Annotated in this window: 8 protein-coding genes; 5 read left to right on the top strand and 3 right to left on the bottom strand. The window is 70.4% G+C overall.

Annotated elements, in window-relative coordinates; all coding sequences use genetic code 11:
* Positions 1–363 precede the first annotated feature (363 nt).
* Positions 364–2,397, top strand: coding sequence for a hypothetical protein (locus tag SSNG_RS36200; RefSeq protein WP_129593433.1), 2,034 nt, complete (start codon positions 364–366; stop codon positions 2,395–2,397).
* 610 nt (positions 2,398–3,007) lie between these two features.
* Here SSNG_RS36200 and SSNG_RS36195 read toward each other — a convergent pair.
* Positions 3,008–3,424, bottom strand: coding sequence for a hypothetical protein (locus tag SSNG_RS36195; protein WP_007268957.1), 417 nt, complete (start codon positions 3,422–3,424; stop codon positions 3,008–3,010).
* Between the two features lie 246 nt (positions 3,425–3,670).
* Positions 3,671–5,038 carry a cytochrome P450 gene (locus SSNG_RS36190; RefSeq protein WP_007268956.1) on the bottom strand — a complete coding sequence of 456 codons (1,368 nt, stop codon included), beginning with the start codon at positions 5,036–5,038 and terminating at the stop codon, positions 3,671–3,673.
* A gap of 634 nt (positions 5,039–5,672) precedes the next feature.
* On the opposite strand from SSNG_RS36190, the gene SSNG_RS36185 reads away from it, so the two are divergent.
* Positions 5,673–6,734 (top strand): polyprenyl synthetase family protein, encoded by a 1,062-nt coding sequence (locus SSNG_RS36185; protein ID WP_128637646.1) that lies wholly within the window; start codon positions 5,673–5,675, stop codon positions 6,732–6,734.
* A 225-nt stretch (positions 6,735–6,959) separates the two neighbouring features.
* Positions 6,960–8,015, top strand: a complete 1,056-nt coding sequence (locus SSNG_RS36180) for a terpene synthase family protein (RefSeq protein WP_007268954.1) — start codon at positions 6,960–6,962, stop codon at positions 8,013–8,015.
* Between the two features lie 225 nt (positions 8,016–8,240).
* Here the strand turns inward: SSNG_RS36180 and SSNG_RS36175 are convergent, their stop codons facing one another.
* Positions 8,241–8,717, bottom strand: coding sequence for a hypothetical protein (locus tag SSNG_RS36175; RefSeq protein ID WP_042804708.1), 477 nt, complete (start codon positions 8,715–8,717; stop codon positions 8,241–8,243).
* A gap of 153 nt (positions 8,718–8,870) precedes the next feature.
* On the opposite strand from SSNG_RS36175, the gene SSNG_RS36170 reads away from it, so the two are divergent.
* Both SSNG_RS36170 and SSNG_RS36165 read left to right on the top strand, forming a co-directional pair.
* Positions 8,871–9,707: a hypothetical protein gene (locus SSNG_RS36170; protein WP_042804707.1), complete on the top strand. Its 837-nt coding sequence runs from the start codon at positions 8,871–8,873 to the stop codon at positions 9,705–9,707.
* On the top strand, positions 9,704–12,370 hold the full coding sequence (locus SSNG_RS36165; RefSeq protein WP_007268951.1) for a DEAD/DEAH box helicase: 2,667 nt from the start codon (positions 9,704–9,706) through the stop codon (positions 12,368–12,370). Before SSNG_RS36170 ends, SSNG_RS36165 begins: the two co-directional genes overlap by 4 nt.

Raw genomic sequence — 12,370 nt, 5'->3', positions numbered from 1 at the left:
GTTGACCACCGCCGCCCGCCCCACCCCGACGGTCCTCCCCACGGCTCTTGGCCGCCCCAGCGTCCGCCTCCTCGGCCTGCGCTTCTCATCACGGCCGTCTGTGGTTCCAGACACGAAGATTCCCCTTCTCTGCGCATTCGGAACTGACAGCCGGCCTGTCCACGAGTGATCATCAGGAAACCTGCCGCGAAGGGCCACACCGACGCTCATCACGGATGCGGGGGTCCAGGACAAGAGCGCGTTTCCAGTCCTCTTTATGGCTGGATGGGCGTTTTCCTACCATCGGCCGACTTGGGTGGGCTTAGCGTCTGGCTGTCCGCGGCAGGACGGCCGCGGAGTGGCCAGCGCGCAGGGGGTTGTTCAATGTCTGACCGGGTGAAGTCGACCGAGCCGGAGCGGCTGGAGCGGTTGCGGGGGCTGTTGTCGGGGGCGCGTTCGAAGGACCGCGTGGGTCGCGCGCTGGGGCAGGGCAGCGAGTACGGCAACGTACTGCTGGGTGCGATGCTGCACGGTGCGGACCGGCTGCGGCAGGGGCATACACCCACCGACCTGGAGCGGCTGCTGCTGGGCGCATTGGGGACCGTGGTCCCTGATGCGGAGGCGCGGCAGTGGGGCAGGGTGTACCGGGAGGCGGTCACCGGGCAGGGCGGGCGGCTGCCGGTGGTGCCGCAGACGATCACGAGCCGGCCGGTGGCCCAGGGCTACACCATGGCGAACCTGAAACAGGACCTGAACAACGTCGTCGCTGAGGCTCTGGCCGCTCCGAACGTGCAGATCGTGGATCCGCAGGTGGCCGCTGCCGGGGGCGAGGAGGACCCGGCCTTCGTCGAAGCGATGCGGCAGACCGGTTTCGCGGTCACCGCGTTCGCCCGCCCCTCCGCGTCCCGGGCCGCCGTCGGCACCGCGGAAGACGGCGACCGGCAGACGCAGGAGGAGGCGGCCGGGACGGACGCGGAGCAGGGCGGCGGCCTCGCGGCGCCGTCGTTCCGGCTGAAGCTGGAGCTGGAGAACTTCTACGTGCGCCGGGCCGTGGGCGACGCCGGCTGGAGCCGGGACGAGATCTACTGGACCGCCGCGGCCGCCAGCGGCTCCGCAAGCGGCACGTTCATCTCCGAGGAGTTCGGAGCCGTCAAGGCAGACCAGACCCGCTCCTTCTCCTCCACCAACAAACTCCTCTTCGAGGGACAGTCCAGCGGTTACCTGGGGCTACAGATCCAGTGCTGGGAAGCCGACCAGAGCAGCGACGAGTGGTGGAACGCGCTGGTCAAGGCCCTCAACGACGCGGCCGCCGCCATCGACCGGTTCATGCTGATCGACAACTTCATCGGCTTCGTCCCCCTGTGGGCCGGGATGGCCTTCGAAATCAGCAAGATGTTCCTCTTCATCATCGAGGCGTTCCGCAACTACGACGACCTCTCCTGCCAGCGCGCCATCGGGCTGGACCAGCAGGACCTGGCCGTCATCGCCCACTACGGCAAAGCCAACTGGCACTTCAACGGAGACGGCCACCACGAGCTGAGGGTGAAATACGCCGGCGACCCGGTGCCCTTCCCCGTCGGCACCCTGCGCTACGCGGTACGGACCGGCAGCACCTGGGGCGCGCCGATCGCCCTGGACTTCGAGTCCATGACGCCCCCCGCCCTGGCCTCCTACAACGGCGTGCTGCACGCGGTGTTCGTGCGCCCCGCCGACAAGGCGGTCATGTGGAGTCGCCTGGAGAGCCCCGCGGGCGTCGGCGGCGGCAGCCCGGTGTGGAGCAAACCCGAGCGAATCGGCGGCGACACCAGCCTCTACACCCCCGCACTGACTGCGGGCCACGGCAAACTGTTCTACGCCGTCACCGGCCAGGACAGCGGACTGTACTGGCGGACCTACAACGGAAGCGCCTGGAGCGCCGTGCACAGGATCGACCCCGCCGGGGTGCGTTACAGCCCGGCCCTGGCCACCTACTCGAACAGGGTATGGATGGTCACCGTCGGCCTCGGCCACGACCTCTACCTCCACACCCACAACGGCACCAGCTGGAGCACCTGGTACGGCGACAACCTGGACTGGGCGGTGGACAAGGGCGCCGCCCTCGCACCCCAGGGCGGCCAACTGTGGAGGATCGTCACCGGCAGGGACAACAGCCTGCACACCAGCACCTCGGGGGGAGGCGCTGAATGGACCGGCCGGGGCACCCGCGATCCCTGGAAGTCCAACCATTCCCCAGCCCTGGCCACCCACGGCGACACCATGTGGATCTTCGTCCGCGGCCTCGACGGCGACCTGTACGCAGGCACCTACACCGGCACCTGGAGCGGCCTGCACAAGGTCAGCAACGGAGCCGCCAAACCCATGGACGCCCCCACCGCGACCGTCCACCACAACAAGATCCACGTGATGTACCGCCAATAGCCCCACTCGCCACCGCCCCCCGGCGGAGCGACCAGTCACCCCCCGGCCGCGGCCCGGCCCCCTGCCGCCCGGGGCGCGTCCTCGACGGACGCGCCCCGGGCTTGAGCCGGCGCAGCGATCGGGGTCGAGCCGGCGGCTTTCGTACCAGCGGGCCCGGGCGGTCTCCGACACGGGCTCCCATCGAGCGAAGAACTCGTCGATCAAGGAGGCCACCGGTTTGTCGGGACTGGTCCTCCGCATCTCGACGACGCCCGATAGGGCCGAGTGGGCCCTTGACGCGGCCCGATCCCTGGTTCAGAGAAGTGACCAGGTCGAAGCCGACCGGCCCCGCCCCACAGATGGCTGGTGCCCCGTTGTGCCCCGCACCGCCCGCATGCCGCGGACCAGCCCGGTGCGGGTGGTGGCAGGGCGACCAGAGGTCCACGCAGAGCGGGCCCGGCCGGCGCAAGCCACCCCGGCCGGGCCCCGCCACATCCGCCCGCGCCCCGTCGGCATGCCTTCGTGCATGGCACCGACCGCGGCCAGGTGACTTGTGCTGATCGCCCGCCGTAGACGGCAGGCACAGCGGATCACGGCACACTCCGTCATCCCGATCGGGAGCGACGCTTCATCACTCGACGACGGGAGCGACGGCCGTCGGCTGAATCGGCGAGGGCCGGTCGAAACCATGGGCAAAGACGCCGCGGCTGGACACCGGCTCCGCCACGGTGCCGGCCGCCGTCACCAAGGCGTCCGTTGCCACGGATGCAGGCCGGCCAGTCGCCAGCGCAAAAGCACGGGCGAGAGTTTCGAGACCTTCAGATGCCTGTCCGGCTCGCTGGTCGGCGAGGAACGCGGCTTCCCGGCCGATGGCCTCGACCAGCCGTTCGCGAGCAATGGCGACGGTGGGAGGCTCCTGCACCTGGATCTGTGCCGGGATCGCGCCCAAGTCGGTTGACTCCTCCGCAGGACTGGCGCCGCCGTCCGAAAGATCGGTGGCCGGAGTAATGGTCGCTTCGGCGTTCTTGCGCGATGCCTTCTCAAGCACGTCTGTCCCCTTTGCTGGTCCGGCACCATGCCGACCAGGTCAGAGCCTCGCAGGACGCAGCGTCACCAGAGGGTGACTCTCGGCGGAACGGCCGGTAAGCGACATGGTGGCGTGAAAAGGACGGACCGATGGAGGGCGCTGGGCCGTGTGCGCCAGCCGACCACTGGTTGTGTTCCTTCGCCCCGCAGGGGCGGGTCCGGGCGCGCAGCGCCTGCCCGTAGGGCAGGATCGCGGGGCCAGGGCCGTTCAGTCGGAGGCTGAGGGCGAGCCCGGGCGGGGTGTGAGCAGCATGTGGAGGGGGCTGAGGCCCAGCGTCATCCTTGGTACGGCTCGGAGTGTGGGGCCTGGTTGGTGTCCCAGGCGCCAGCGGTTGGCGATGGCAGCCATGACCAGGGCTGCCGAGGTGAGGGCCAGGGTGTCTCCGATGCACTTACGGCTTCCGGCGCCGAAAGGGATCATCGCTCCGCGCGGCACTCGGTGGGCCCGCTCGGGCAGCCAGCGGTCCGGGTCGAAGTGCTCCGGGTGGGGGAACCACCTTCGGTCATGGTGCAGGGCGTAGTGGCTGACGGCTACGTTCGCGCCGGCCGGGATGGGGCGACCGGCGAGTTCCGTCGCCGTGGTGGTGATGCGGGTGGCGAGCCAGCCCGGCGGCCGTAGCCGCAGAGTCTCGGTGAATGCCCGCCGGACCACGTCCAGTTGGGGTAGGTCACCGATGTGGGGAGCCCGGCCTGCCAGCACGGCATCAAGTTCTGCGTGCAGCCGTGTCTCGACGTCGGGGTGGGTGCCCAGGTAGTGGAAGGTCCACGCCAGCGCGTTGCCACTGGTCTCGCTGCCGGCTCCCATCAGCGTGAGCACCTGGTCGTGGATCTCCTGGTCGTCCAGCGTGGCGCCGCTGTCCTCGTCCCGGGCCGCGAGCAGTGCCGACAGGAGATCGCCGCGGTCTCCCGGGTGGCGGCGGTAGTCGGCGACAACCCTGCTGATGAGGGCACGGAGGCGGGCCAGCGCCTGATGAAAGCGCCGGTTGGCGGGGGTCGGGAGCCTCTGCAGGGCCGCAACCGGCATCAGCATCTGCCGGTACAGGCCCTTCGAGACGATGGCCATGCATGAGGCGAGTTCATTGGCGTCCGCGCCGCCGAAGTCGGTGGAGAGGAGTGTGCGGGCGGTGATCTGGGCCGACAGCCGGTGCATCTGCGCCCGGATTTCGACGGCTTGGCCCGGCTGCCAGCCCTCCATCATCCGCGTGGTCTCCCTGAGGACGACCTCGGTGTAGGCGGTGATGCGGTCGGGGTGGAATGCGGGCTGCACCAGGCGGCGCTGGCGGCGGTGATCCGCCCGGGGGCACGTGGCCAGGCCGTTGCCGAGGAACACCTTGGCCTTGTCGAATACCAACCCGCCCTTGTCGAAGGTCCGCCCGTCTTGCAGGACCCGCCTGGCCAGCTCCGGATGGCACACCAAGTACACGGGCACCGGGCCGAACCGCAGCGTCACCACATCACCATGCGCCGGCAGTGACGCTAAAAACTCCAGCGGCCGCCGCTGCAGCTGCAGCGCGTGACCCAGCACCGGCAGTCCGCCCGGCGCGATGGCCGCCGTGAACGGTGAGCTCTCTCCCATCGCCCCACGCCTCCGCTCGATTCGGTTCGGACCCTCCCCCAGGACCGGCCCGTGCCGGCCCGGGCCTCTGGGAGTTCTTGTGCCACCATGCCTACCGCCAAACGCTCTCCCTCCGCCCTCACCGGGACAGCCTCGGACAACCGCAGCAAGTCCTGGGCCCAATCACCCCAACGTGCGGTTCGAGACGTCGGAGGCGGCGCACAGCTGTCAGCGTCCGAACAGCGCGCCTGGACGGAAGGTGCGGTTGTCGTACCGCGCGGCTACGGCGCAGACCGCCGGCCGACACTGCCGCCCGTGCCGCACCCCTCCGTACCCCGGGTCTCAATCGGCGCGAGGGGGCTGCGCTCCGGAATCCGCAAAGCCGGCTTTGCGACCCAGGTGTCAGGGCCGAGGCATGGACATGACGCGGGCAACAGGAGTGGTCGGGGTCGGATCTAACCACCCGGACGTGCGGTTTGGGATCGCGATCATGCCCTGTACGGCGGTGGTGTGCACCCACGCGCTGATCGTGGGCACTGCGCCGGGGGGCTCTGCGGCGTGCTGTCATGAGCCGCGCCGGCCGTGGCACCTCACCGGCCGCCGCTTTCGATCATCGTCGCCACTTCGCCGCATGTGAGTTTCGGAGGTCTTGTGCATGTCTGTCATACCCGGGCCGTTAGCCAGCCGACAGGCCGCTGAACCCCCGCTGGTCCCCTCACCGCCTGCGAGCGGTGGCAGCGACTTCCTGGCAGAGGTGCTGGCGAAGGAGTTCACCCGCCGCTGGCCTGAGCACGCGGGCGGACTGGACGCGGTGCACCGGTACGCGCTGCTGCCGACGGGGAAGCTGCTGCGGCCCCGCCTGCTGGCGCTCTCCGCGCTGGCCGTGGGCGGAAGCCTTAGGGCGGTGCTGCCGGCCGCCGTGGGCTTTGAGGCCGCGCACACCGGGAGCCTGCTCCACGACGACATCATCGACCAGGACGCCCTGCGCCGCGGCCGGCCCGCTGTGCACACCGAGTTCGGCCCGCAGATGGCCATCGTCGCCGGGAACGCCCTGTTCTTCACCTGGTTCACAACCCTGGCCGAATGCGCCGCCCACGGTATCCCCCACCAGCGGATCGTCGCAGCGATGGAGACCCAGGCGAAGGCCGGTCAGCAGATCTGCCGCGGTGCCGCCCTCGAACTCACCCTCGCCGGCGATCTGGAAGCACCACCGGACGTCTACCTGGAGATGGCCCGGGCCAAGACGGCCGCACTGTTCGACGCGGCCTGCACGGTGGGAGCCGTCCTCGGCGGAGGCACCGAGCACCAGATAGCGGCACTCGGTGCTTTCGGAGACCACCTCGGGTGCGCGTTCCAGATACGCGACGACCTCCTTCCCTACCTCGGCGACGGGGCCAGAGCGGGGAAGCCCGCCGACAGCGACCTGCGCAACCGGCGCCCCACCCTGCCCGTCCTGCTCGCCCACCAAGGCGCCACCCCCGCCCAGCGGGCAGTCCTACGGAACTGCATGACACCGGGAGGCGACCCCTGGGAAGCGTTCCGGCGGCTGGCTGGAGTACTGCGCGCCACCGGAGCCCTCCAGGCCGCCGAGCAGCGCGCCGACGACCACGCCGAGCAGGCCCGCCACGCCCTGGGCGGGATCCCGCCCGGTGAGCACCGTGACGCACTGCTGGCCCTGGCAGCACCCGCCGGCTCTCCGGTCACGCGGTCCGCGTGAAAAGCCGGCCCTGTCCACGGGTTCCGGCTCCGCGGCCGCGTGACCCGGACCCGGACCCGGACCCGGACCCGTGAAGCCTCAACTGGAACAAGCCGACCGATGCACCCGGACAGGGTGACCCACCGCAACCCTGTGGGCTGCCCTGGCACCCCGGTGCCCAGCCGTTCCCCCGCCCGACGAGGCGCCACAGCCCAGTCGTTCACATCCGCTGCAAAGAGGTAGACGATGTCCACGAACGCGTTCTCCCCGCAAACACCGCCGATCTTCTGCCCGCTGCCGGCCGCGCCGTATCCGCCGAGCGAGGACCTCATGCACGCCTGCGCGAAGTGGCTGGGCAGGCTGAGCCCGGGCCGGAGTCCGGAAGAGACCACACTGCACGCGGCCATCGGCGCCGGAATCTCCGTGCTCTTCTTCCCCGAGGCCCCGCCAGAGCGCCTGCTGAGCATGAGCAAGTACAGCGCCTGGTCGTTCCAGCTCGACGACATGATCGACTCCGGACGGCTGGGCTCAGCCTCCCAGACGGCCCCCGTGCTCCTGGCGCTCGCACGCATCATGGAAGCCCCCCACGCCCACCTGCTCGGCGACATGCCGCTGGCCGCCGCGATCGCCGACGTGTCCAAGGACCTGCGCAGCTGGGCGACGCCCGTACAGATGGCACGCTTCACCGCCAGCTTCCGGCTGTGGATGACCGGGGTCGTGTGGGAGCTCTCCATGCGCGAACGCGGCGAGCCCGTGAGCGTCAACGAATACCTCGCCGTACGCGTGCTGGCCACAGGCTCCCCGAACGCCATCGACATGGCCCTGATGTGCGCCGGCCTGGAACTCCCTGAACACCAGATGGCCGACCCCACCCTGGTGGCGGCGCGGGAAGCGGCCATGGCCGCCGCCGCGCTCGACAACGACCGCTACTCCCGCGCCAAGGAAGACCACGGTGACGAGGCAACCCTGGACATCTTCGACGTGATCCTCCAGCACAACCCGCACCACACCTTCGAGGAAGCCGTCACCGAAGCCGTGGCACTGCGCGACCGCATCATGGCCTGCTACCTGAAACTGTCCGCACAACTACGCCAAAACGCCAACGAGGGCCTGCTCGGCTACCTGCACGCCATCGATCTCCTGATCACCGGCAACCTCGACATGGGCGCCACCCACGCCCGCTACCTCACCCCGAACTCCCCCGCAGCCGACTTCCCCCGCACGGACAAGCCCAGCGACCCCGACCCCTCCCCAGTACCCGTCCCCACCTTCGCCTGGTGGTGGAACCACCTCACACCATGACCGCCACCCCCACCCGCCTCGCACCCACCACCGGCCGGCCTCCGCGCCCGCGTCCGCCACCCCGCCGACACCGTTGCCGAGGCAGACCGGGCAGCCGGCTCGGCGGCCCGCGCGACCTCTCTTTGACCCTTGCATCGGCGGGCGCACATCCCGGTCACGGGTTAAGAGGGGCGCGCGCGGTGGGAACCGGTTCAACAGCTCCATGCCGTGCGGCTGCACGGGAAATCAAGCGGCCAGCGCGGCCGGGCTGCCGAAGACCGTGTGGAAGGCGTGGGCTTGGCGTGTGGAGACCAGGACCCAGGCGCCACTTGGGTGGGGGCGGGCGTGGGCGGTGTAGTGGTGGATCTCTGAGGGGGTGAGGACCTTCATGTCGCCGAACACGTAGTACAGCGGGGTGGGCGCGTGGGCCGCGGTGAAGAGCAGGCCGGCGTTGAGCGTGGCGGTACTGATCGCGTAGCGGCCGGTGTGGGTGCTGGGCATCCGGTCCTTGGCGTCGATGGTCACCAGTTCGCCGTTCCGGGAGGCGATGAGGTCGGGGAACTGGCGCAGTGCGGATCGGGTGCAGCGCAGGGCGTCCTGGATGGCGGGTGGGTAGGTTCCCTGGCCGCAGGGGTGGACGGTCCAGCCGTGCTGCCGGAGTGCGGTGGCGACGTTGTGTTCGTGGGCGTCTCCGACCGTCTTGCGTTCCTGCCACTGCGTCACTTCGTCTCCCCATTCAGCCAATTCCGCATGAGTGGTACGAGGTTCCGGGTTTTCGTATTCCCCTTCGGGGCTATGATGCCCTGCATGGCGGCATACGTTGACCCACGGTTTCGTCCCACCCCGTGGCCGGGTACTCCGGTCCCGGCACCACAGATGACCCCAGTGCCCGGAGCGCGCGCCGATGGGGAATGGATCGTCTGGGACATCGGAGGCCCCCGGCCCGGCGAGGGCGCGACGGCGGCGCTGCCCGAGGACTTCTACCTGCGCGAGCTGATGGCCGTGGATCCCGGCGACCTGGTCACCGTGGCCGGCTGGATGGCCGCCTACGGCCGGCTCGGCGGCGACATCGACACGGGCGGCTGGGACTACGAGGAGCACGAGCGGCTTCGGGAACTCGAAGAACGCGAGCACCCCCGCTTCGGGCCGTGGTCCCTGCACGGCGAGCTGGTGCGCGTCCACATCAGCGAGGCCCAGACAGCCGTCGCGACATGGCTGGCGCTGCACCGCGAGGGCGGCCTCGACGAGCTCGTCGAGACCGAGGTCTCCGAAGACCACCTGGCGCAGATCCGAGCCGAGAACGGGCATCGGGACGACGGCTACCCCCGCACCCTCGACGACCTGCGCACCAGCATGCTGTCCCTAAGGCTGGCCCAGCTGCGGCAGGCACTGCACGGGGCACTGAAGCCGTTCAGCGTCGGACTCGGCAGCCTCAGCGACCGCAGACCCTCGATCCTGTCCGTCGCCTTCCTGCAGCTGTACAACCACCTGGCCGAGGAAGCCACCGTCCGCGAATGCGCGAACGAGACCTGCCGCGGCTCCTTCGTCCGCCAGCGCGGCCGCGCCGAGTACGGGCAGAACCGCACCAGCGGCATCAAGTACTGCACCCGCGAATGCGCCCGCGCCCAAGCCCAACGCGAACACCGACGCCGCCGCAAAGCCGCCGACAGCGCCACACCCACGGCGCTGAGCAGCAAGGAGACCCGAAGGTGATCCAGCTCCGCGAGCACCAGGTCGACCAAAAGTCGGCAATTCGGAAGTGGGTGGGGTTTCCCTCCCGGTCGCCGGTGCCCCCGCAAGGCACCCGGGGCACGATCGTGTCCGCAACCGGGTCCGGCAAGACGATCACCGCCGCTGCGGGCGCGCTGGAGTGCTTCCCCGGCGGGCGGATCCTGGTCACCGTGCCCACCTTGGACCTGCTCGCGCAGACCGCCCAGGCGTGGCGGCTGGTGGGACACAAGGCGCCGATGATCGCGGTGTGCTCGCTGGAGAACGACCCGGTGCTAAACGAGCTGGGGGTGCGCACCACCACGAACCCGATCCAGCTCGCCCTGTGGGCCGGGGCGGGGCCGGTCGTCGTGTTCGCCACGTACGCCTCCCTTGTGGACCGCGAGGACCTCGACGCACCCGAGGGACAGCGGAAAGTCCGCGGCCCCTTGGAGGCCGCCCTGACGGGCGGAGAACGGCTCTACGGACAGCAGATGGCGGGCTTCGACCTCGCCATCGTCGACGAGGCCCACGGAACCGCCGGCGACCTCGGACGCCCGTGGGCCGCGATCCACGACAACACCCGCATCCCGGCCGACTTCCGGCTCTACCTCACCGCCACCCCACGCATCCTGGCCGCCACCCGGCCGCAGAAGGGCACCGGCGGCCAGGAGGCCGAGCTCGCGAGCATGGCCGACGACCCGGACGGCACCTACGGCGCCTGGCTCGCCGAGCTGGGCCTCTCGGAGGCAATCGAGCGGGGGATCCTCGCCGGGTTCGAGATCGACGTCCTCGAGATCCGCGACCCCTCCCCCGTCCTCGGAGAGTCCGAGGAGGCGCAGCGGGGCCGGCGCCTAGCGCTGCTGCAGACCGCGCTCCTGGAGCACGCCGCCGCGTACAACCTGCGTACGGTCATGACGTTCCACCAGAAGGTGGAGGAGGCGGCCGCGTTCGCAGAGAAACTGCCCGAGACGGCGGCGGAGCTGTACGACACCGACGCCTCCGACGCCGATCTGGCGGCCGCGGAGAAGCTGCCGAAGTCCTCGATCGACGCCGAGTTCTACGAGCTGGAGGCCGGGCGCCACGTGCCGCCGGACCGGGTGTGGTCGGCGTGGCTGTGCGGGGACCACCTCGTCACCGAGCGGCGCGAGGTCCTGCGACAGTTCGCCAACGGGATCGACGCCGACAACCGGCGCGTGCACCGGGCGTTCCTCGCGTCCGTGCGGGTGCTCGGCGAGGGCGTCGACATCACCGGCGAGCGGGGAGTGGAGGCGATCTGCTTCGCGGACACCCGCGGCTCCCAGGTCGAGATCGTCCAGAACATCGGCCGCGCGCTCCGGCTCAACCGCGACGGCTCCACGAAGATCGCGCGGATCATCGTGCCGGTGTTCCTGGAGCCGAACGAGGACCCGACGGACATGGTGGCCAGCGCGAGCTTCCGCCCTCTTGTAGCGGTCCTCCAGGGCCTGCGATCTCATGACGACCGTCTGGTCGAGCAGCTCGCCTCCCGCGCCCTCACCAGCGGCAAGCGCAAGCTGCACGTCCGGCGCGACGAGGACGGGCAGATCGTCGGCACCGGCGGGGAGGGCGAGGACCAGGAGGACGGCGCCGACGCAGCGGCCGAGTCGGCGCTGCTCCACTTCTCCAGCCCGCGCGACGCCGCCACCATCGCCGCGTTCCTGCGCACCCGCGTCTACCGGCCCGAATCCCTGGTGTGGCTGGAGGGCTACCAGGCCCTCATCCGGTGGCGGAAGGAGAACGAGATCACCGGCGTCCACGCCGTGCCCTACGACGTAGAGGTCGAGGTCGGAGTCACCAAGGACTTCCCGCTCGGACGCTGGGTGCACCAGCAGCGCAAGGCCCTGCGCGCCGGGGAGCTCGAGGACCGGCGCAAGGTCCTCCTGGACGCGCCGGAAGCCGGGATGGTCTGGGAGCCGGGCGAGGAAGCGTGGGAGGCCAAGCTCGCCGCCCTGCGCTCCTACCGCCGGGCCACCGGGCACCTCGCGCCCAGGCAGGACGCCATGTGGGGCGAGGACGACGAGATGGTGCCCATCGGCCAGTACATGGCCAACCTCCGCCGCAAAGGCGCGAAGAACGGCCTGGGCAAGGACCCGGACCGGGCGGCGGAGCGCGCGGCGCAGCTGACCGCGATCGACGAGGACTGGGACTGCCCGTGGCCGCTGGACTGGCAGCGCCACTACCGCGTCCTGGCGGACCTGGTCGACGCCGACGGCGCCCTGCCCCACATCGCGCCGGGCGTCGTCTTCGACGGCGACGACGTCGGCCGGTGGCTCCAGCAGCAAAAGCAGCCGGCCAACTGGGCGCGGCTGCTGCCCGAGCAGCAGGAACGGCTGACCACGCTGGGCATGGAACCCGACAAGGCGCCCTCCCCCGCCCCCGCCCCCGCGGACAGCCGCGGGACGAAGGGGCCGACCAAGGCGCAGCAGGCATTCCAGCGGGGCCTGGCAGCCCTCACACAGTGGGTGGAACGGGAAGGCGCCCACCGGCCGGTCCCCCGAGCCCACGGAGAGGAAATCACGGTCGACGGCGAAGCTGAGCCGGTGACCGTGAAGCTCGGCGTATGGATCTCCAACACCAAAACCCGACGCAACAAGCTCACCCAGGAGCAGCTGGACGCGCTGCGGGGACTGGGCGTGGAGTGGGCGTGA

The organism is Streptomyces sp. C, assembly GCF_000158895.1.
Lineage (GTDB): Bacteria > Actinomycetota > Actinomycetes > Streptomycetales > Streptomycetaceae > Streptomyces > Streptomyces racemochromogenes.
The sequence above is the reverse complement of the archived record's forward strand: the minus strand, read 5'-3'. Positions and strand labels throughout refer to the sequence as shown.

Excerpts from the sequence above, each read along its gene's own strand:
- SSNG_RS36200 (WP_129593433.1), top strand. The coding sequence starts at position 364 with ATGTCTGACCGGGTGAAGTCGACCGAGCCGGAGCGGCTGGAGCGGTTG.
- SSNG_RS36190 (WP_007268956.1), bottom strand. The coding sequence starts at position 5,038 with ATGGGAGAGAGCTCACCGTTCACGGCGGCCATCGCGCCGGGCGGACTG.
- SSNG_RS36185 (WP_128637646.1), top strand. The coding sequence starts at position 5,673 with ATGTCTGTCATACCCGGGCCGTTAGCCAGCCGACAGGCCGCTGAACCC.
- SSNG_RS36180 (WP_007268954.1), top strand. The coding sequence starts at position 6,960 with ATGTCCACGAACGCGTTCTCCCCGCAAACACCGCCGATCTTCTGCCCG.
- SSNG_RS36170 (WP_042804707.1), top strand. The coding sequence starts at position 8,871 with ATGACCCCAGTGCCCGGAGCGCGCGCCGATGGGGAATGGATCGTCTGG.